19 protein-coding genes and 1 pseudogene are annotated in these 21,061 nt (G+C 57.4%); 6 read left to right on the forward strand and 14 right to left on the reverse strand.

Translation table 11 applies throughout. The annotated features are described in order from the left end of the window. The first annotated feature begins 12 nt into the window (after positions 1-12). The 3 genes from BM205_RS18340 to rmuC all read left to right on the forward strand — a co-directional run bounded on the left by BM205_RS18340 (position 13) and on the right by rmuC (position 4,549). On the forward strand, positions 13-2,493 hold the full coding sequence (locus BM205_RS18340) for an ABC transporter permease (RefSeq protein WP_254783947.1): 2,481 nt from the start codon (positions 13-15) through the stop codon (positions 2,491-2,493). Between the two features lie 73 nt (positions 2,494-2,566). Then, positions 2,567-3,004 carry a group II truncated hemoglobin gene (locus tag BM205_RS18345; RefSeq protein ID WP_092416300.1) on the forward strand — a complete coding sequence of 146 codons (438 nt, stop codon included), beginning with the start codon at positions 2,567-2,569 and terminating at the stop codon, positions 3,002-3,004. Between the two features lie 63 nt (positions 3,005-3,067). Next, entirely contained in the window at positions 3,068-4,549 is a 1,482-nt protein-coding gene (gene rmuC / locus BM205_RS18350; protein WP_092416301.1) for a DNA recombination protein RmuC, read from the forward strand. A gap of 48 nt (positions 4,550-4,597) precedes the next feature. On the opposite strand, the gene BM205_RS18355 is transcribed toward rmuC, so the two are convergent. The 7 genes and pseudogenes from BM205_RS18355 to BM205_RS18390 form a co-directional block, all read right to left on the reverse strand. Beyond that, on the reverse strand, positions 4,598-5,419 hold the full coding sequence (locus BM205_RS18355; RefSeq protein WP_092416302.1) for a heme ABC transporter ATP-binding protein: 822 nt from the start codon (positions 5,417-5,419) through the stop codon (positions 4,598-4,600). Between the two features lie 283 nt (positions 5,420-5,702). Continuing rightward, positions 5,703-6,809 (reverse strand): FecCD family ABC transporter permease, encoded by a 1,107-nt coding sequence (locus BM205_RS18360; RefSeq protein WP_092416303.1) that lies wholly within the window; start codon positions 6,807-6,809, stop codon positions 5,703-5,705. Between the two features lie 32 nt (positions 6,810-6,841). Continuing rightward, on the reverse strand, positions 6,842-7,744 hold the full coding sequence (locus BM205_RS18365; RefSeq protein ID WP_254783948.1) for a heme/hemin ABC transporter substrate-binding protein: 903 nt from the start codon (positions 7,742-7,744) through the stop codon (positions 6,842-6,844). Next, complete coding sequence (locus BM205_RS18370) at positions 7,741-8,835, reverse strand: hemin-degrading factor (RefSeq protein ID WP_092416304.1); 1,095 nt, start codon at positions 8,833-8,835, stop codon at positions 7,741-7,743. The genes BM205_RS18365 and BM205_RS18370 overlap by 4 nt, the downstream gene beginning before the upstream one ends. A 40-nt stretch (positions 8,836-8,875) precedes the next feature. Continuing rightward, a pseudogene (locus tag BM205_RS18375) lies at positions 8,876-11,088 on the reverse strand (TonB-dependent hemoglobin/transferrin/lactoferrin family receptor). 661 nt (positions 11,089-11,749) lie between these two features. Beyond that, positions 11,750-12,244, reverse strand: coding sequence for a tlde1 domain-containing protein (locus BM205_RS18385; protein WP_254783949.1), 495 nt, complete (start codon positions 12,242-12,244; stop codon positions 11,750-11,752). A gap of 2 nt (positions 12,245-12,246) precedes the next feature. After that, complete coding sequence (locus BM205_RS18390; protein WP_092416306.1) at positions 12,247-12,729, reverse strand: Hcp family type VI secretion system effector; 483 nt, start codon at positions 12,727-12,729, stop codon at positions 12,247-12,249. Positions 12,730-13,005: 276 nt separating this feature from the next. On the opposite strand from BM205_RS18390, the gene BM205_RS18395 reads away from it, so the two are divergent. Next, positions 13,006-13,269, forward strand: a complete 264-nt coding sequence (locus BM205_RS18395; protein ID WP_092416307.1) for a hypothetical protein — start codon at positions 13,006-13,008, stop codon at positions 13,267-13,269. 99 nt (positions 13,270-13,368) lie between these two features. On the opposite strand, the gene BM205_RS18400 is transcribed toward BM205_RS18395, so the two are convergent. Next, positions 13,369-13,764: a VOC family protein gene (locus BM205_RS18400; protein ID WP_092416308.1), complete on the reverse strand. Its 396-nt coding sequence runs from the start codon at positions 13,762-13,764 to the stop codon at positions 13,369-13,371. A gap of 32 nt (positions 13,765-13,796) precedes the next feature. Here BM205_RS18400 and BM205_RS18405 point away from each other — a divergent pair, with 32 nt between their 5' ends. Further along, positions 13,797-14,216: a DUF1810 domain-containing protein gene (locus tag BM205_RS18405; protein WP_092416309.1), complete on the forward strand. Its 420-nt coding sequence runs from the start codon at positions 13,797-13,799 to the stop codon at positions 14,214-14,216. Positions 14,217-14,253: 37 nt separating this feature from the next. On the opposite strand, the gene BM205_RS18410 is transcribed toward BM205_RS18405, so the two are convergent. Continuing rightward, positions 14,254-15,033 carry an MBL fold metallo-hydrolase gene (locus BM205_RS18410; RefSeq protein WP_092416367.1) on the reverse strand — a complete coding sequence of 260 codons (780 nt, stop codon included), beginning with the start codon at positions 15,031-15,033 and terminating at the stop codon, positions 14,254-14,256. Between the two features lie 41 nt (positions 15,034-15,074). Between BM205_RS18410 and BM205_RS18415 the strand changes: the two genes are divergently transcribed. After that, the gene (locus tag BM205_RS18415) at positions 15,075-16,100 is read left to right on the forward strand and encodes a GlxA family transcriptional regulator (RefSeq protein ID WP_254783950.1); all 1,026 of its coding nucleotides are present in this window, start codon (positions 15,075-15,077) and stop codon (positions 16,098-16,100) included. A 47-nt stretch (positions 16,101-16,147) separates the two neighbouring features. On the opposite strand, the gene BM205_RS18420 is transcribed toward BM205_RS18415, so the two are convergent. The 5 genes from BM205_RS18420 to mobA form a co-directional block, all read right to left on the reverse strand. Continuing rightward, the gene (locus BM205_RS18420; protein WP_092416310.1) at positions 16,148-16,726 is read right to left on the reverse strand and encodes a nucleotidyltransferase family protein; all 579 of its coding nucleotides are present in this window, start codon (positions 16,724-16,726) and stop codon (positions 16,148-16,150) included. Between the two features lie 12 nt (positions 16,727-16,738). Further along, positions 16,739-17,632: a GNAT family N-acetyltransferase gene (locus tag BM205_RS24350; protein WP_175511315.1), complete on the reverse strand. Its 894-nt coding sequence runs from the start codon at positions 17,630-17,632 to the stop codon at positions 16,739-16,741. Positions 17,633-17,756: 124 nt separating this feature from the next. Then, entirely contained in the window at positions 17,757-19,058 is a 1,302-nt protein-coding gene (locus BM205_RS18430) for an MFS transporter (protein ID WP_092416311.1), read from the reverse strand. A 30-nt stretch (positions 19,059-19,088) separates the two neighbouring features. Continuing rightward, entirely contained in the window at positions 19,089-20,408 is a 1,320-nt protein-coding gene (gene glp, locus BM205_RS18435) for a molybdopterin molybdotransferase MoeA (protein ID WP_092416312.1), read from the reverse strand. A gap of 4 nt (positions 20,409-20,412) precedes the next feature. Beyond that, positions 20,413-21,054, reverse strand: a complete 642-nt coding sequence (gene mobA / locus BM205_RS18440; RefSeq protein WP_092416313.1) for a molybdenum cofactor guanylyltransferase MobA — start codon at positions 21,052-21,054, stop codon at positions 20,413-20,415. Between the last annotated feature and the right edge of the window lie 7 nt (positions 21,055-21,061).

A 21,061-nucleotide genomic window follows, 5' to 3' on the forward strand; every position in this document is an offset into this window, starting at 1 on the left:
CAGTCCCTACGCATGACTCAGCGCGACTGGCGTGCGGGCGAATTACGTTTCTTGCTGATCGCTTTGATTGTGGCCGTTGCCTCTTTATCGGCAGTCGGCTTTTTTGTAGACCGGATGCGCGCCGGGATGAACCGCGATGCGCACCAGTTGCTGGGCGCCGACCTGCTGATTTCCGGTGACCAGCGCATAACCCCCAGCTGGCGCCAAGAGGCCGAACGCCGTCAATTGACTTTGGCTGATACGGTCGTGTTTCCCAGCATGGCCATCGCCGGCGAGGGCGACAGCGCCAGGTCGCAGCTGGCTTCGCTGAAAGCGGTGAGCGCCGGCTACCCGCTACGCGGCACCCTGGTGGTCGCCGATAGCGTCGGCGGGACGGATGCCAAGACCCGGGAGATTCCAGCCGCAGGCACAGTCTGGCTGGATTCCAACATGCTGACCGCGCTGAACCTGGCGGTGGGCGATCCGCTCAAGCTCGGCGATCGTACTTTCAAGATCGCCAAGGTACTGGTGGTCGAACCAGACCGCGGTAGCGGCTTCATCAATTTTGCGCCGCGCGTGATGTTGTCGATGGCCGATCTGGCATCTACCAACCTGATCCAGGACGGCTCGCGGGTCACCTATCGTTTGCTGCTGGCCGGCGCCCCGCAACAGGTGCAGGATTTCCAGAAATGGGTAGAGAGCGATATTAGCCGCGAAAACCTCAAAGGCGTGCGTATCGAGGGCCTGGAAAACGGTCGTCCTGAAATGCGCGCAACACTCGATCGCGGCCAGCAATTCCTGTCTCTGGTCGGTTTGTTGTCGGCCTTGCTTGCAGCAGTTGCGGTGGCAATGGCAGCGCGCCGCTTCATGCTGCGCCACCTGGACGCCTGCGCCATGTTGCGCTGTCTGGGTTTGACGCAAAACCAGGTGACGCAATTGTATTTTCTGGAATTTCTGCTGATCGGCCTGGCTGGCAGCCTGATTGGTGTAGCGCTCGGTTTCGGCGCGCATTTCATGTTGCTCGATCTGCTGGGGAAATTTGTCGCCAGCGATTTGCCCGGTGCCAGCGTGATGCCGGCCTTGCAAGGGGTGATCACCGGCATGCTGCTGCTGATCGGCTTTGCCTTGCCGCCTATCCTGCAACTGCGCAATGTACCGCATAACCGCGTGATCCGGCGCGAGCAAGATGCGCCGCAAGCGCTGGTGCTGGCTACCTACGGGTTTGGTACGCTGACGTTTATCGGCTTGCTGTTGTGGCAGGCAGGCGATATAAAACTGGGTTTGCTTACCGCGCTCGGATTTTTGGGTGGCTTTGCCGTGTTCGCCTTGCTGGGCTGGCTGGCGTTGAAGGCCTCGCGCCATGTGCGTAGTTTGTCGCGTAACCCAAGCTGGCGCTTTGCGTTGACTGCTCTGCAGCGGCGGCCGGTGGCCACCATCGTGCAAATTGTCGCCTTGTCGCTGGGTTTGATGGCCTTGCTGCTGCTGACGGTCATCCGCGGCGATCTGGTCGGCGCCTGGCGCCAGGCGACGCCGGCTGACGCACCTAACCGTTTTGTGATCAATATCCAGGACGACCAACGCGTCGAGATTACACACCGCTTGCAAGCGATTGGCATCGCGCAGCCGCAGTTGTTCCCAATGATTCGCGGCCGCCTGACCCAGGTCAACGGCAAGCCGATCACCGCCGATACCTATCCCGAAGACAAGGCCAAGCGCCTGGTCGACCGCGAATTCAACCTGTCCACCATGAACCAGGTGCCGGCCCAGAATACGGTGAGCGCCGGCCACTGGTTTGACGATACGCAAGCTGCCGCCTCGGTTGAGGAAGGCCTGGCCAAGACCTTGAACCTGAAGCTTGGCGATACGCTGCAGTTCGATATCGCCGGCCAGATGGTGAGTGCGCCGATTACCAGTTTGCGCAAGCTGGAGTGGGGGTCGATGCGGGTCAATTTCTTTGTGATTCTGAATCCCAAGCTGATGGCCGACATGCCGCAAACCTGGATCACCGCGTTCAATTTACCGGATGCGCATGCCAATTTCAGCAATGAACTGACACGTGATTTCCCGAATCTGACGGTGGTTGATATCGGTAGCGTCATCAAGCAGATCCAAGGTGTGATCGATCAGGTTGTGGCGGCGGTCGAATTCCTTTTCTTGTTTACGCTGCTGTCCGGTGCACTGGTGCTGTACGCGGCGCTGGTTGGTTCGCAAGACGAGCGGACCCGCGAAGCCGGTCTGCTGCGCGCGCTGGGTGCAACCCGCAAGCAATTGTCGCAATCGCAATGGATAGAATTCGGCTTGATCGGCAGTCTCGCCGGTTTCCTGGCGGCCAGCGGCGCTGCGGCAATCGGCTGGGCCCTGGCGCATTACGTATTCAACTTTACCTGGACCTTCAGCCCGCTGGTGTGGCTGGCCGGGATGGCGATCGGTGCGATCTGCACGTTTGCCGGCGGCTGGGTCGGATTGCGGCATGTGTTGAATCAACCGCCTTTGCAAACTTTGCGAGAAGCTTGAGCCGAGAGACTTGATTCGACACCTTATAACGTCATTTCGGGGATAATGCCGGCTTACGCTATCATTTTTCCCCATGACTACAGAAAACACCACTTCCGCCACCGAGCCGGCGGATCAGCAACAGGCCAGCCTCTACGACATGATAGGCGGCGCCGACAAGCTGCGCGAACTGGTCGACCGTTTTTACGACCTGATGGACCTGGAGCCGCAATTTTCCGTGATCCGGGCCTTGCATCCGACTACGCTGGATGGTTCGCGCGACAAGTTTTACTGGTTTTTAAGCGGCTGGAGCGGCGGCCCCGATTTGTATATAGAACAATTCGGCCATCCGCGTCTGCGCGCCCGTCATTTGCCGTACGCGATTGCCTCGCCGGAGCGTGACCAGTGGTTGCGCTGTATGGCGCTGGCGATGCAGGATGTCGGCATGGAGGAACGGCTGCAGGAGCATTTGCTGACGTCTTTTTTCCAGACCGCAGACTGGATGCGCAACAAAGCCGACGTCCACCCGTGATTTCGCTCTAGCCTGTAGTTCGGCAATTTTCAGTTTCGCAGTTTTCAATCAATTCAGGAATACATGACATCATCAGAATTGCTTATCTTGCTAGCCGTTGCCGCCGTTATCATCGTGCTGCAAATTATCGCCATCGTACGCAGTTCACGGGGCACGGATCCGGCGCAGCAACTGCAGCAATTGCGGAGCGATTTGCAAGGCCACCAACAAGATCAACAAGATCGCGGCGAGCGCCAGCAACGCGAACTGCGCAGCGAGGTGCAAACCAGTGCGCAAGGCATGCGGCAGGAACTGGGCAGTAACTTCGGCCAGCTGCAGCAGACCCTGGCGGCGCAAATGACTAGCGTCGCGACTTTGCAAAACAACCAGATCGATACCTTCGCCCAGCAACTGGTCAAGCTCAACGAAACCAACTCCCAGCAGCTCGACAGCATGCGGCTGGCGATGAACCAGCAAGCGCAGACCAATCGCGAGGAACAGGCGCAGTCGCTGAAGCGCTTCGGCGATACGCTGAACCAGACGTTGGCGGCGCTCACCGAATCGAATGCACAGCGGATGGCGGAAGTGCGCGCCACGCTGGAAGCGAAGATCAAGGATCTGCAAAACGACAACGGCTTGCGCCTCGAAGAAATGCGCAAGACCGTGGATGAAAAATTGCACGCAACGCTGGAGCAGCGCCTGGGCGAGTCGTTCAAGATCGTCTCCGATCGCCTGGAAAAGGTGCATCAGGGCCTGGGCGAGATGCAGCAACTGGCCATCGGCGTCGGCGACCTCAAGCGCGTGCTGACCAACGTCAAGACGCGCGGCACCTGGGGTGAAGTGCAGCTTGAAATGCTGCTGGAACAAGTGCTGACACCGGAACAGTATGCCAAGAATGTGGAAACTGTCCCTGGCAGTGGCGAGCGGGTCGAGTTCGCTATCAAGTTACCTGGTAATGATGATAGCGGCACGCCGGTGTGGATGCCGATCGATGCCAAGTTTCCGAAAGAACAGTACGAACGCCTGGCCGATGCAGCTGATCGCGCCGATGCAGAAGGGGTAGCGCTTGCTTCGCGCGAACTGGAGCGCGCGGTGCGCGGCGAAGCCAAGACGATTGCCGAGAAATACCTGTCACCGCCACTGACCACCGATTTCGCCATCCTGTTCCTGCCGACCGAAGGCCTGTATGCCGAGGTCATGCGTCGTCCCGGTCTTGCCGATGAATTGCAGCGGGTGCACCGGATCAGCATTGCCGGGCCGTCTACCTTGTCGGCCTTGCTGAACAGTTTGCAGATGGGATTCCGGACGCTGGCGCTGGAGAAGCGTTCATCCGAAGTATGGCAAGTGCTGGGTGCGGTGAAGACCGAATTCGGCAAGTTCGGCGACGTGTTGGCAGCAACCAAATTGACGCTGGAACGTGCCGCCAAGAATATCGACCAGGCGGAAGTGCGCAGCCGCCAGATGGCGCGCAAGTTGAAATCGGTGGAAGCGTTGCCGAGCGATGCGGCGCAGCGCTTGTTGGGTAAAGAGTCGGAGCCGGAGTTGGCGCCCGACGACGAAAGCTGAAATAGCATTGTCGGCGTTGTCTTCTGGCCGGAGCCGCGCTGATCTATATCAGGCCATGCAAGGCATCGCAAACGGCGGCTTACCGGCTTGCCGGACTACGTCGACATCAATTCCCAGGCAAGTCCTGACGATATGCGGCGTCATGGTCAGTGCCGGCGTATCCTGCGCTAGCAGGGTGCCATCTGCCAGCCAGGCTAGCTGATCGGCATAGCGCGCCGCCAGGTTGGGGTCGTGCATGATCGCCAGTACGCCGATATTCCATTCTTTCGTCAAATGCCGCAAGGTGCTGAGCAAATGGTGCTGATGCGCCAGGTCCAGTGCTGCGGTCGGCTCATCAAGCAGCAAGTGGCGTGCAGCAGGCTGCGATTGCGCATGCTCAGTTTGCGGCCGCAATTGCGCCAGCACCCTGGCAAATTGCACCCGTGCCAACTCACCGCCGGAGAGCGTGGTGACGTCGCGTTCTGCCAGTGCGGCAGCGCCGGCCAGCGCCAGCGCTTCCATGGCAATCAGGCGGTCAGTCATGCTGCCGCCGCCGCCATGCGGATAACGGCCCAGCAACGCGATTTCCATGGCTGTGAATGGAAAGGAAAATTGCACGCTTTGCGGCAATACTGCGCGGGTAGTGGCCAGTTGCTGCGGCGTCAGCTGCCTAAGCGGAGTACCGTTGAGCGTGATATGTCCGGTTAGTTGCGCCTCGCTATTTTGCAGCTTGCCATGGAACTCGCCGGACATGGCTTTCAGTAACGTACTTTTACCGGCGCCGTTGCGGCCCAGCAGGGCGACGATTTCACCCGGCTGGATATGCAGGCTAAGGTTGCGCAAGATGGTTTTACTACCGCGCCGTAGTGAGAGATCGCTTGCCATTAACATTGTGTTACTCCAGATTGGTTAGGGCCTGTTGCCATATGATTTGGGAGATGCGTTCAAACCAAAACGAGCGCTGGCAAGGCGCGTGGTGCGGTTGGGGCTGGTACACCAACAAGCCATGCAACGCGGCCAGCGCTCGTTTTGGTTTGAACCCTCCGGGAACGGCTGCAGGCGTCGCATGCCGTTGTTGCATCTCCTTGCCGTAGCACCGCTACGTCGCGTCGCTGCGCCTAGGCACGCAACGCCTGCCGCGCGTTCGCACTCCCAAATCATATGGCAACAGGCCCTAAAGACCCAGCTGCCCGCGTCGACGCCACAGCAGCACCATGAAGAACGGTCCGCCCAGCAGCGCGGTAAGGATACCCAAAGGCATTTCGGCGGGCGCTGCAACGGTGCGTGCAATCAGGTCCGCAGCCAAGGTCAGGACGGCGCCGAATAGTAGCGCTCCGGGCAGCACCACGCGCTGGTCCGGGCCGCAGGCCAGGCGGATGCAATGCGGCGCCACCAGGCCGATGAAGCCGATCGTGCCGGTGCATGCCACCAGTGCGCCGACACACAACGCGCTGGCGATCAGCACCTGGCGTTTGATGGCTTGCACCGGCACGCCAAGGTGCATGGCTTCAGCTTCTCCCAGCAACATGGCATTCAGCGCTGCCGAATGGCGGGCCAGGGCGGCGATGCTGAATACCACCACCGGCGTCGCCACTGCCAGCAAGGACCACTGCGCACCGGCCAGGCTGCCCAGGTTCCAGAAGGTGAGCGTGCGCAGCTGGTCGTCGCTGGCGACATAGATCAGCAGGCCGATGGCGGCGCCGACGATGGCGTTGATGGCGATCCCGGCCAGCAGCAGCAGAGGCAGCGCCAGACGACCACGAGCGGCGCCGATCCGATACACCAGCATCGCCACCGCCAGGGCGCCGATGAAGGCAGCCAGCATCGGCGCGTAAATGCCGACCATGCGCAGTGCGTCAGGCCACAGCGTGGTGCCCAGCACGATGGTCAGTGCCGCCCCGAGCGCAGCGCCGCTGGAGACGCCGATCAAGCCCGGATCGGCCAGCGGATTACGAAACAAGGCTTGCATGGCGCTGCCGGCGGCGCCGAAACCGCAGCCGACCAGGATTGCCAGCAGCACCCGCGGCAAGCGGATATCCATTAGCACCGCGCGGGTTTGCGTATCGGCTATGTCGAGTTGGCTGCCAGGCCACAGCAGCAGCGGGATGCGCCAAGGATCGATTTGATAAGCGCCCAATGCGGCACATAACAGCGTGGTGACGATCAATAGCACCAACAGGCCCGCCAGCACCATGCGTTGTCGGCTCTTGCGCGGCAACTCGGGTGCGTGGGGTGCTGAGATTGCAGAGCCGGGCAAGGTACCAGGGAATGAGGATGACATCGCAGCGTTGGTCAATTATCAATGATCAATGGTCAAGAATACAGTTGGGTGGACAGCTGGCTCAGCGCTTGCGGCAGCCGAGGTCCGAAGCCCAGCAACAACAGTGAATCGATATCGGACACCACTCGCCTTGCCTTAGCTGCCGGCGTCAGGGAGATGCCAGGGCTAGCCAGCAAACGGTCGACACCGCCTATCGCTGCCAGGCTTTCGCTGGCAATCAACAGGATGTCGGGTGCGCTGGCAACCGCGCTTTCTGCAGTCAGAGGTTTGTAACCTTTGAAACCCTTGCCGTCCGAAGTGGCGTTGACTGCTCCGGCGTAACGGATCATGGCGTCGGCTGCGGTATCCCGGCCGGCAACCATTGCCTGCGTGCCGCTATTACTCAGGATGAACAGGACGCGCGGCGGCTTGGCCGGGCGCTGTTTCTGAACTGCTGTTAACGCGGTTTGCCATTCGCTGTCGAAACGTTGCAGCAGTACCTTGCCGCGTGGCGCCAGGTCCAGTGCAGAGGCTACGCCGATGATTTTTTCGCGCACGGTATTTACGTCATGTCGCTCGCCTAGCCGGATCACGCGCACTCCAGCCGCGGCAATCTGCTGCAGTGTGGCCGGCGGACCGGCGTCGGCTGACGCCAGCAGCAGATCGGGATGCAGCGACAGTACACCTTCGGCCGACAATGCACGCTGGTAGCCCATCTTGGGCAGCGCCAGCGCCGCGGCAGGATAGGTGCTGGTGGTATCGGCGCCGATCAGGACTGTGCCGGCATCAAGCGCATACACTACCTCGGTGATGGCGCCGCCGGCCACAACCACGCGACGCGGCGTGGCGCCCGCTGCGGCTTTTGTCGTTGCCAGAGCGGGCAAGGCGCTTAACAACAGGCCGGCTGCGCTGCCGCTTAACAGCAAGCGCCGTTGTGTATTGATGTGCCGTTTCACGCTTCAGCCTCCGCCACGCTTGCTGTAAGCGGCAGATTCAAGGCCGCTGCGCGCCATGCGGCGAGTTCCGGCTGACCCGGTTTGCGCACGCCGAACAGCATCGCGATGGTATTGCCTTCATTGTCGAACAGTTCGAGTGACGTGACTTCGCCGTCGCCGGTTGGTTTGCTTACCACCCAGCTCGACGCGATCAGATCTTCCCGCAAATGCAGATTGAAGCCTGGGTCTAATATGTTTAGCCAGGGTCCCATTACCTTGATGTTGGCGACGGCGCCTGAGTGGATCTGGATCATGCCGCGATTGGCGACGAAAACCATGATCGGTAACGCGCTGGCGGCGGCTTGCTCCAATATGATACGGGTAGCGCTGTTGTCGACCTGACGCACAAACTGCGGCGGCGCCAGTCGCAACGCCTGAGTACGGCTGACACCGAATTCGCGCAGCAGGCCGAAGAACTGATGCGTGTCGGTCATGCTTTTCCAGGCGGCGCGGAAGCCGTCGCCGTCGATTTCTGAATCCGGAGTGTCAATGGCTGCCGGCGGCACAGGTTCGACCGTCATGCCGGGCTGTTGTTCAGGATCGCGCCAGCGCGCTACCAAAGCATCGAAGGCTTCGTGATCGCTGTGTTCGCGCAAGAACATCTTGTGTACTGCCTCGCCGTGCAGGTCGTAGAACTGCAGGCTTTTTTGCAATGTCTTTTCGGTGCCGCGCACGATATCTTCAATCACGGCACAAGCGAAACGCCATTGGCTATAGAAAATCCGCAAATCGATGGCTTCGCCGAGCGCCAGGCCGACCTGGCCGTTGTGGCTCATCTTTTGATAAGCGCCGTCCGTTTCATGCACTGCACTGTCATTGCGGGTGAGCGCCATGACCGGGCCGAGCAGCGGCACTTCTTCAAACAACTCCACAAAACGTGGCAGCAAGCGGATTGCCTCTACACCGACGCAGGCTGCAATGGCTTCGCCTTCGGTGATGCCGATTGCGGCGGCGGCATCGCGATTACGTAGCTTTTTCTCGCGTTTGATGTTTAAGAAATCCGCGCGCAACTGCTGTTGATCACGTTGCTTGTGCAGGTTAGTGGTAGGCATGGTTTTCTCCTTGTCCGGGAATGGGGGATTAATACGTGGATTAGTACTGGAATTTCAAACCGACGTTAAAGCTGCGGCCGGGGGCGGTATAAGCATTTTTGACTGTCGAGTTGTCGGCCAGGCCGCGCACGTCCGACCAGTTCCAGTATTGGCGGTTGAACAGGTTGTGAATGCCGACGAACAGTGCAACGTTCTTGCTGATGTTGTAGCCGCCGCGCAGATCCATGACGAAAGCGGCCGGCGGTGCAAAGTCGGTCTGCTTGCTCATGTCGCTGCGGCGTTTAGCGCTTTGGTAGATGAAGTCGGTTTGTCCGTACCAGCGTTCGCTGGGTTCGTAGCGTAAACCGAATACCGCCATGAAAGGATTGATCGTATCGAGCGGTGTGCTGCTACCGTCGGCGCCTTCGGTGTGGCCTCTGGTATACGCCATGCCGGCCTTGAAGCCAAGGCCGTTGGCAAGTTGCCAGTCGATTCTCGCTTCGGCGCCGCTGATGCGGGCCTTGGCGCGATTGACATACTGGTAGATGAGCGGATCGACGAACGGCCGGCCGCTGCCGCCAACCACTTCTTGCGAGATGAAGTTGTTGTAGTTGCCGGTGAAGACTGCCGTGCTGTAGCGCAGGACGCTGTTGCCGCCGTCCAGTTTGCCACGCAAGCCGAGTTCGAACGTGTTGCTGGTCTCCGGTTTCAGATCCGGATTGCCGATAGTGGCGTAGCCGTAGATCGGATTGCCGAAACTGTTGTTAACCTGGTCCGGCGTCGGCGTACGGAAACCGCGTGCGTACTGGATGTAAGGCAGCAATGCCGGATTGATTTCAACCATCAATGCCAATCGCGGCGATACGGCGTTGCCGCTCGATTTGGTGGGCTTGCCGGTGTAGGACGGATCATTCTCGTCCGGTGTCAGGCGATAGCCGTCGAAGCGCAAACCGGGCGCGATACTGAGCGCGCCGTTTTGCGACAGCCGGATTTCATCCTGGATGAAAGCGCCGAACAGCGAGTAATCGGTATTCGGGAAAGCCTTGTTGGGGAACGGTGATTCGCCGACACCCGGAATAGTGCCATCGCGCAGTCCACTGATGCGTGCGGTGCTTAGGTCGAAACCGTACACCAGCTTGTGCTGCAGGCTGCCGGTGGCGAAGCCGCTTTCGGCCTGCGCCGAAGCGCCGTAGGTGCGTTCCTGATAGGTATTGTCACGGGTGCGGTCAATCGCGGGAAACCGGTCTTCATAGGAAAACTGGTGATTTTTGGCGTCCTGGTAATAGATCTGCGCATGGGCATTCTGGAAATAAGGATTGCCGGTGTCCTTGAAATCATAGGCCAGGCTATAGCGATTGCGTTCGAGTTTATCGTTAGCGCGCAGCGCCAGCGTGCTGGCGGTGACCGCGGACAGCACATTGGAGCCGGTTTTCTGTTCCTGGTGATTGATGGTGGCGGTGAAGGTATCCTCGGCGCTGGCCTTGAATACCAGCTTGCCGAGTAGCCCGTTGCCATGCACATTTTGCGGATTGGCGGTATCGCGGTTGGGGCCGACGATATCGCGCGTGCCTTGGGTATCAACCTCATTGCCATCGCGTTTGTTGGCAATGATCAAGCCTTCGAAACGTTCACCGCCGAAAGCGGCGACAGCAGTAGTTGAAGTGCTGCCGTCGGTAGAGTCGTAGCTGGGTTTGATCGAGAAGTAAGTCGGCTTGTTGAAAATCTTCAGGAAATCGAATGGGTCCTTGGTGATGAAGTTGACTGCACCGGTCAGACCGTCGCTGCCGTACATGGCTGATGCCGGTCCGCGCAGGATTTCCACCCGCTTATACATATCCATTTGCACATAGTCACCCCGGCCCGCTTCCAGCGGCCCGAACGAAAACGCGCTGGGCAGGCGTGTGCCGTCCTCCATCAACAGGATCCGGTTGCCTTCAAGCCCGCGGATATTGATGCCTTCATTACCGCCGCGGCCGCCGGCGATGGCCGGTAAGGCCCGTGCCTGACCGTGACACCGGGTTCGTAGCGCAGTAGATCCTTGACATCCCTGGGCTGCTGTTCTTCGATGGTGTCGGCGTTGATCACAGAAATACTGCTGGGCGTGCGTGACACCGCGGTCTCGCTGCGGGTCGCAGTCACCGATATTTCGTCGAGTGCGTGACTGGTGGCATAGGTGCCTGCCAGTAGTTGTGGCGCACTCTGGGCAAAAACCGGCAGCGATACGGCGATCGTGGCGAAGACGGCAAAGTTGGCGGCCGCAGGCATTCCCGGCATCGCGATGCGGGTTGGATATAAATTGGGCAAAGCGTCGTGCTCCAAAACAGTCAAACTTGTTGAGTGGCTGGCGACGCTGAGGATGCGGCTGGCTGGAAAGAGGGAAGTATCTGAGGGTGGGCAATCTACGTCAGTGTATTGCGCGATTTATTATAAATGAGAATTATTGCTATTTACAAGTTAATAATCGAACAAATCTCCCGGGCGGATCGGCTGCACGCCATTTTTGATTTTGCTCATGATTTCACTCCAATGGTGATCAACAGCCTCGACGGTCCCCACTGAGTAGTGTGGCTACTTGATGGAGCGTATCAAGGGCGTCTGACGGCAGGAAAAGCAGGCCAACTTTTCTCTATAAATGCGATTCCAGCTTCTACCGTCGCAAGATTAAAATTTCCGGTTTGAAAATCAGCGCTTCCCGAAGTTTGTTATTTCAAAGCTTTGCAAGCCCATCGAACAGCTACGCCAATAAAAATGGTAGTGACAATATCAATCACCGCGAGTAACGGAATCGGATTTCCCCATTTGTCCATGTTCGTAGTCCGTCCATAATATGGAGGCCCGTCTCCAAATGCCCCCTGAACGGCATCTACGTTGATATAGCCAACAAATAAAATTGTTGCGAGACAAATGATGAAAATGAGGTGTGAGAAATATCTTTTCATTTTGGGTACTGAACGGAGAGCGGTATGTAGCAGTCCGGCTGGTCGGCAAGAGCTTTTCTCAATGCGTCAACAAAACGATCCATTTGACTTGTTAAGTCAATGCATCCAGCGCTGCCTAAGGTACTTCCTCCATGAATAAAAAATCCGCCGCGTTTATACGTCTGTGTACTTGGATACGGGTGGATGGTAATCCAATAATTGCCCCATGCAATGCGTGGATTACGTACCCGATACCAGTTATTTTTTTGTAATTGACTCGGTTGAATCCAGTAGTCACCTTCTGGTATGGGGCCTTCATTCGGAATGCTTTGGCGTGCAACCGAGTAATCAAATTTACCGCCAATATCACGTCCTGAAACAGCAGAGAATTGCGTTGCACCGTTCATCCCAGATCCGCGTAAATATTTTCCATCAAAGTGTAATGAAAAAGTCGCTTTGCCACATGTCGGAAGCCTCGGAGAGTAGCGTTCCCCTGCGTAGCGATCACCCACGACTAGGTTTCCCGGTTAGCTTTAATATCAAAGCTGGCGGTTACCATTCCGGCGCTACCGCCTTGAGAATTTTGCATCTTATATTCCTGGGTTACCTTGGAAAAAGACAAGCTAACTTGTTCACGGATGCCATCGCTATGGCCGCTGCAAATAGGATGTACGCCAGTAACGACGACATCGTTCATAGTTATTTTCATGTATTCAAGCGGGTTGCCGCCAGCTTTGCGCGTTACCAGAATGGCTTCAGAAATGTGTTTTCCAGTAAGGCAGTACTTCATCAAGTTAGGGCTAGAGCGATCGGCAGAATGTTCAAAATATAAGTCGCTAATCGTTGCTTTTCCTGCGCCGCCGCCACTGCCAGAATGCATAGTGGCGTTTTGTTTGATGTCCCACTCCCAATGGGAGATTTCAATTTCGCCCTTATGAGCTGAGTCGCTTGATTCGCCATCAATGCCCGCGATTTTTAAAAACATATCCTGTGCCATTTGGTATCCTATGTATTGTCATTTAATTCATTAAATTACAATAAAAGCAATTAAATTGATAGGGAAGAATAACGTATAAAATTCTAAACTTTGTACTACTTCTCGTCGGTTACATCTGGTAGCAACTATGCGTAATCGGAAACTGTGGAGTGATAGGGGCTGGCCTATACTGTTGTCACAGCAAGCTCCGCGCATTCATGCATTTTGCTTGCGATAAATAGAAAAACCGGAGTTCACCGAAGCTCGCTGAACAGAACCGAAAGGAAGGAGTTTTTTATGCGTACACTCATTATCCTGGCGGCGGTCGCCATGTTGGCCGGTTGCGCGACGGATGCCGAACGTGCCGCCCAGGCGCAACGCGACGTCGACCAGATGATGCGCATCTACGGACCGGCTTGCGACCGGCTTGGATACAAAAACAATTCGGACGAATGGCGCAGTTGTGTGCTGCGGCTGGATACAAAAGACAATACAGAACGTTACCCGGCTACGACTACTTGCTTTGGACATCCTGGCTTAATCCAATGCACGTCGTTTTGACGCCGGCGCTTCTCTGACAATTAAAGTTGTACTTTTCGCAGGACATCTATACTTGAATTGATGTCCTGTTTTAACGTGACGACGGCGTTCAGTTAAATCCTAAGCCGCTGCATCGTGACAACAAACGCAAATCTTGTTGCCGTCGGCATCGCGGAAATAGGCGCCGTAATAATGGGCATGATATTGGGGGCGTAACCCGGGGACGCCTTCGCAGTGGCCGCCGTTTTTTAAAGCGACAGTATAAGCGTTGTCGACGGCAGCCCGATCCGGCGCGAGCAGGGCGATCATCTGACCGTTGCCGGCAGTTGCGATTTCTCCGTTGTAAGGCGGACCAATGATGAACAGCGGACGCGCCTTGCCACTCACCATCCAGGCCGCCCATGGTTTATCTGCATCGCAGAATTTCAACTGCAGGCCGAGGGTCTCCATGACAGCCGAATAAAACCGGAACGCGCGCTGAAAATCGGTGATGCCGACAAAGACATGAGAGATCAAGGGTTTTTCCTTTCAATGTGAGGGAGAAAGACGTGAACGATCAATACAATCTGCAACGCTTCGTGACGGCCCAACAGCCAGTCTTCGATATCGTACGTGAAGAACTAAGCGCGGGACGCAAGCGAAGCCATTGGATGTGGTTCATTTTCCCCCAGATTCAGGGATTGGGCCACAGCGAGATGGCATCCAGATATGCCATCTCCTCGTTTGACGAAGCCAAGGCGTATCTGGCGCATCCGCTGCTTGGGCCGCGGCTGCTGGAGTGCAGCCGACTGGTCGAAGCGGTTGACGGGCGTTCGATAGAAGATATATTCGGTTACCCGGACTACATGAAATTTCAATCTTCAATGACCTTGTTTGCCAAAGCAGCAACCGGCAATCAGGTTTTCAACGATTGCCTGCAAAAATATTTTGAAGGGGAGCCTGATCAATCCACGCTTGGCAAGCTGTAATCGTCGGGCGGCTGCTTCCGATGAGGAAGCAGCCGACTCAGACCGTCAACTCCAGGGTTTCCCCATCCTCGGGTATCCGTAGCCGATCCGTTACGCCTGCATGGGCGGCAGCGGCGGACAGCTCACTTCGGCGCACCGGACAATGACTGAGAGCCTCCAAGTGATTGGCAATTACCGTGCCTTTCAATGCCAACGTGAATTCGATGACTTCGCTGGTGCCCATGATGATTTCATACCCGACGTCAAATCTGGCGCCACCTGCCGGGACCACGCAAATATTCGGCTGATGGCGCGCAGCAAAATCGCGCACGGCAGGCGTCAGGATGGTGTCGCCTGAAAGGTAGAGGCTTGGCTCTCCGGGCATTTCGATAAAGTAGCCAACGCCGTGTTCCATCAGTAACCCGATCATGCCCCTGCCGTGGCTGCAAGGCACGGTTCTGACTTGACCGCCAAGAAAGGCCTGCGGCTCCTGAAGCCTCACCGGCAGTGGACAAACGTTCAGATCGCGCTGACGCAGGTAATCCGCATCGTGCGGCGTGCAGATCACGGGAATTTGCCGGGTTCGCAGCCATTCTTTTCCCGCATGGTCGAGATGATCGAAGTGCCCCTTCTGGCAGTGGGTAATCAAGCAATGCGTCACCGACTCAAGCATGGTGTCGGCCACTACAGGTAGTTCAACGACGGGATTGCGTTGCCGCTGGCCGAGGAATTTTAGCGGTGGCAACGCATCTTTCGGCGCTAGCATCGGATCAACCAGGATCCGGTGGGCGCCAATTTCAAGCACGATTGTCGCATTACGGAGCTGCGTTATTTTCATGATGAGTCTTTCTTCATAGGAATGACTCATTGTGTGGCCTCATGAGTAAGCTTAAAATGGCAAGAATGGACATAAAGCGATCATTTTCTGCCAAAGCTGGCCAGCCGACTCTTCGTATCGGTTTGCTTTTGTATCCCGGATGCATGCCGGCAGGATTGTTTGCATTTGCGGATCTTGTTTATGCCGCGAATCGGCGTGCCGGCGTGCGTCTCTTTGAAGTGGTTTTCGTTGCGGAGCAGGCCGGCGTTGTTGAATGCGCTCACGGCCAATCGCTGGCAGCTGGCGAATCGATTCCGGGCGCTAATCTCGACGCCATGCTGGTGCCGGGATTCTGGGCAGAATCGTCGCAGCAGGTATCGGACGAACTTGCCATCAATGCGGACTTGATCGCAGCGTTGGCGGGATTGCAGAAGAGCGTCATGATGTGGAGCTACTGCACCGGCGTCTGTTTGCTCGCTTCCACGGGACGGTTGAATGGCCAGAAAGCGACAGTTACGTGGTGGCTGGCCGATGCGATGCGGCAGCGTTATCCGAAAATTCTTTGGCAAAACGAGCGAACCAGCATTGTTAACCTGCGCACGGCTACCGCCTCTGGGGTCAACGGCTATTTGCCGATCGCCCAGGCCTTGATAGAGAAATATCTCAGCGTTGAAGCCTATCGAGATTTGACCAAGCTCATGGTGTTGCCGCGTCCCGAGCGCACCCATCATGTGTTTCAGTCGATGAATCTGATCGAACAATCTGACCGGCTGCTGCGCAAGCTATATGCAGTGGCGGAACAAATGCCCGCTACCGAGGTGACGGTACATCACTTGGCACGGGAGTTGCATATTTCGGAACGGACTCTTGCGCGGAAAGTTATCGCGGCCACGGGCTTGTCGGTTGCAAACTATGTTCGACGAATCAAACTCAACCAGGCAAGCGAGCGTCTTATCCTGACATCCGTACCCGCCAGCGCCATCAGCGCAGAGCTTGGTTTTAGCAGCGATTCCAGCATGCGCCGCATGTTCAAAGACCTTACTGCACTTACGCCGGCGGAGTACCGTCAAGCGTTTGGCCGCAACTGAATTGTCTCCGGAATTCACTTTAGAGGAAAACCCTGGGTTGGTTTTTCCTATTTACAATTCACGACTGGTGGGCTTGCCGCGACACGCAATAGAGGCCAGTGATCGAGCCAGTTCTTTTGCTGCAGGCGGTGGTCGAATATTGGGCGCTTTTCGCCGGTGAAACGTGGAGTCGGCCTGACGATAGCCTGGTACAGATCGTTTAACTCAAATGGCGCTGCCAATTCCAGATCGCCATGTTCGGTGTATCTGACCGCCACAGCAGTTGCGGTCTCTGGCCAGAAGCGCATGGCATCGATGCTCGACTGGTAAGGCGTATCGTCATTGCGAGTATGCATTCGGCTTTGATTTTTCACCGACCAGGCGATCGAATCATCACTATTCTTCAGGCAATTTTCCAATTCCAGATCGATGTCTGCATTGTTCCTGGAGGAGTCGAACCAAATCACGTCGACGTCCCCGGAGGGTAATGATGGCGATCTTCCGTGCAAAAAATCCCAGACGGCATTTCTGATAAAGCCAGCCGCGATCCAGCAATCGGGAAGGTCGAGGGAATGTACCAGCGCTATCAGACGTTGCCGCACCGGATCCGCCAGCAACAGAGAGTTGAGATCATCGTAGTGTTTCATGCTTGTGCAAACTTACCTGAGCGACAGGTGCATGGGGACAAAGCATATGCCATGTTTTTCAATTTTCGGCCCGGTTTTGACGAACCCCAAGCGCTCGTATACGGGTAGTGCAAAGGGCGAAGAGTTGACTGTAAAGCCTTCAAGGTCATGGTCCGAGGCAGAGCTCAGCGCTGCCTGCCAAAGCCGGGTGGCCAGACCCTGGCGTTGGAACTGTGGCGCTACAAACAGATGGGCGATGTGGCTGCGGTCGCGGATGGCAATGAAGCCTGCCAGCACATCGCCGGCGAATGCCGTGATGTAGAGGTAGCGCGGATCTGAGATGTAGCGGGCTTCAGCTTCGGTGGAGACGGATGCGAGGAATTGTTCAGCGCCGCTGCCATCTGCGCTGATCGTGAATTCATGCAGAAACTGCAGGATCAGAGCGTTAATTGCAGTGGCATCTTCGATATGAGCAGGGCGCAACTCGCATGAGGTTGCCGTAATCGTCTCGGTTTGCAACGGCTTCCACATCAGGCGCGACCTTGTCCGATATCCCAGCTCTTCATAGAAGGCGATCGCTCGTTGGTTGAAGTCCCATACGGTAAGCCGCAAATCGCTGGCGCCTTGAGACGTAGCCCAGGCTTCAATCCCAGACATCAGGCTGCGCCCGATACCACCGCCGCGATGCGATGTACTGACTGAAATCGAACCGATCCGGCAAAATTTGTGCGGATGCACCAGGCTGCCGGTTTCTTCGCTTATCTGTGCCGTAACCATCCCCGCTGCCTGGCAGTCAATCTCGGCGATCAGGATCAGCGCGCCGTCGTGCAACAAGCAGGCGCGCCAATAATCCCGGTCTCGCTCCGGCGCTGCTTCAGGTGCAAACACTGTCGGCCATGCTTCGTGATGCAAAAGATTGACTTCCATTCCAAGCTTGCAAATAGTCAGGAGGTCGGCTTCAGTTGCGGTTCGTATGATCATAAGAATATAAAAAGAAAACTTGTCGCCACGAGCAAGCAGGCGCCTGAATCAATCATAAATCATCAAACCATCAGGTGGACTTATTATAATTCCGGAATGCGGCAGGATATTCCCGCTGATACCAGCCGTTAGCGACGTCGTGATCGACGCTCAGGAATTCGCGCATTTTCGGAATCAGCGCCAGGCCGATGCTGAGCAGCGCGATCAGGGTCCCGAAAATCACATAGCATTGCGCCACCGACGCATGCAGCAAGGCCGTGCCTGCGACGGCCGGCCCCAGTGTCGACGAGATCTGCCAGGCCATCGTATTGACCGACGCATGTCGTGCGCGATAGTTGGGCGGCATCGCCAGCAAGCGATGCGTGACGCCGACAAATTGGGTTGTCGATTGCGAGATGCCGAGCATGAAAAATGCCGCTGCCAGCATCAACGGCGATGCGGTCAGGCCCACCAGCAGGAGCGCGGCGGCGCGTAACTGGGCTGCGCCTATCAACGCCCGGAAGCGTCCCAGCTTTCTTGAGAGAAAAGACGCGCAGCCGAGAAAGCCGAGAAACATGCCGGACATGATGCCCATGTTCGTCGCGCCCAGCCAAAAGGCCGACAGGCCCAGGCTGGTCACTCTCAGCGCTGCCATCATGCCGATAGTGGGAGCGTAAAACATGCCGATGACTAGCGTCACAATGGTCCAGTGACGTTCCAGCGGAATATGCCATTTCATGCGCAGGCCTGCTTTCAGCTCGTGCAGCCATTGCGTGAGTCCAAGCGCTGCAGGTTTGTTTGCCGTCACAGCCTTGGGTAATCTGGTGGCGGCAAACGCTGCAATCAACAGCAAAGCCACATGGACCCAGAGCGCGCTGGCGACGCTGCTGGCGGCCATTACACTGCCGCCCAGCGCCGGACCCATGATGCCACCGAGAGAGCCGCTGACCTTTTGCATGCTCAAGGCAAGCGACAGTTTTTCCGCCGGCACCAGTTCCGATGCAATGGTCTGGATGCACGGCATGATGATCGCCATGGCGCAAACGCCGATCATCTCGCAGGCGATGATTATGTAGAGATGGTAAAAATTCGTTTGCGCCAGCAGCGCCAGGGCCACGCTTTCAATCGCGATGGCGATGAAGCCGATCGCCATCAGGCGTTTCTTAGGGTAACGGTCACCTAAAGGGCTGAGCAGGGGAATGGCGAGCAGGCTTGCGGCTGCAACGGTCACGCCAAAGGTGGCAAGATCGCGGGCGCCGCCATGCTGGGCAATCCACCAGGCGATGGTGATATTGCCAAGCAATAGCGCACTCAGTGTCGCCATCTCGCTGATCAGTACCAGCATGAAAGGTTTGCCCAGCTGTTGCAGATCGTGCCGGTATTGTTTGAACATGCTGTTATCGTGCCTGGCTGGCGACAGGGATCAGATCAAACCGTCAAACAGGATCACCTCGACTGTATCGCCGCTTGCCACATCGGTCTGCTCATGGGCCAGCACGATCATGCAATTGGCTTCCGCCATGGAACGCAGGATGCCGGAACCCTGGGCTGCGGTGGGGCGTACCGTCCACTGGCCATCGCTCAAGCTCAGGATGCCACGCTGGTATTCCGTGCGGCCAGGTCGTTTGCGAATGCCGACGGCGGCGGTGGCGCGCATCAGCGGCAGTGGCGTGACCCGCGCGCCCATCATTTGCAGCAGAGCGTCGCGGGCAAAAAAGTAAAATGACACCATGACCGCAACAGGATTGCCGGGCAGGCCGAAAAACAGGGCTTGCCTGCCGGCCGATGTGATGCTGCCGAAAGCCAGCGGGCGACCTGGGCGCATGCCGATTTTCCAGAAAGCGACATCGCCTAGTTGCGCCATCATTTGTTTGGTGTGGTCTGCATCGCCGACCGAGACGCCGCCGGAGGTGATGATGGCGTCGGCGTTTTCGCAAGCACTGCGGAAAGCGCTTTCGAGCGCCTGCGGATCGTCGCCGACCACACCCATGTCGATGATGTCGCAGCCGAGCCGCTGCAGCATGCCGTACAAGGTGTAGCGATTGGAATCGTAGACGCAGCCGGGATCCAGCATTTCGCCGACCGAGCGCAATTCGTCGCCGGTGGAGAAAAATGCCACGCGCAGCCGGCGCCTTACCGGGATTTCGGCAATCCCCAGCGAGGCTAGCAAACCGAGATCGGCTGGGCGCAGGATGCGGCCCTGACCGATGGCAATTGAACCGGCTTTCAGATCTTCGCCAGCCAAACGGCGATTTGCGCCCGGCTTTACGGCTGCGAGCGGGATGGTGACCGAGTTTGCCGGACTGCCAGGCGGAATGCGCACAAATTCCTGCGGGATCACGGTATCGAGACCGTCCGGCATCAGGGCACCGGTCATGATTCGTATCGCCTGGCCGCGCGCCAGCGTTCCGTCGAAGGCGCGGCCGGCATGGGCGGTGCCCACCACGCTCAGCATGGTATCGGCGTCGGGCAACAGGTCGACGGCGTTGAACGCATAACCGTCCATGGCCGAGTTGTCATGCGCCGGGACGTTGATGGGCGAGATGATGTCGCTTGCCAGCACTCGGTCAAGGGCGCTGCGCAGTGCCACTTTTTCAATCGCGGTGACTGGCGTGATGCAATCGTGAATGATGGCTTGCGCTTGCTTGACCGGCATCGCATGCGGATCGTAGTCCGACAGGCAACTGGTCAGTTGGGACAAGGACTGTTTGGCTGGGGCTGGGCGGGCATTCAAATTGGTCATTGCATTATCGCTGTTGTAACTGTTCTCGGGTATTGATGTTACGGAAAGCGTCGGCGTCGGTAAACAGCGTTACGCAATAGTTTAGGCGGCTATACCATGTTTCCATCTTACGCCCGCCACCCTGCAGGAAGTCATTGAGCTCGGTTAATAAACCGGTTTTCAGGAGCATGAATACCGGCTGCGGCTGGACCTTCTGGTCGCCTGGGTCGCCTGGGTCGCCTGGGTCGCTATGGTCGATTGTGGTTGCCACCGCCAGGTCGGCATTGGCGTTTTGGAGTGTTTGAGCCAGACGGGATACCAGATCATGCGGCAGATAGGGCGAGTCGCAGGGGGCCGTCACCAGGTACGGACTGGTGCAGTGGCTCAGGCCGGCCTGCAAGCCCGCCAGCGGGCCGGCAAAGTCAGGCTGCTCATCCGCCCAGACCGGATGCCCGAACGCCGCGTAGCTGCTCTGGTTGCGGTTGGCGTTGATGATCAGGCTGTTGACCTGAGGCGCCAGGCGCGCAATGACGTGCGCCACCATCGGCAGGTCATCGAGCAAGGCCAGGCCCTTGTCGACGCCGCCCATGCGCGTGCCGCGGCCGCCAGCCAGTATCAGGCCAGTGATGTTCTGCGCAACGGGAGCAAGGTCGGGATCGGTTTTCATGGCGTGA

It is taken from the genome of Collimonas sp. OK307 (assembly GCF_900113705.1).
Taxonomy (GTDB): domain Bacteria; phylum Pseudomonadota; class Gammaproteobacteria; order Burkholderiales; family Burkholderiaceae_D; genus Collimonas.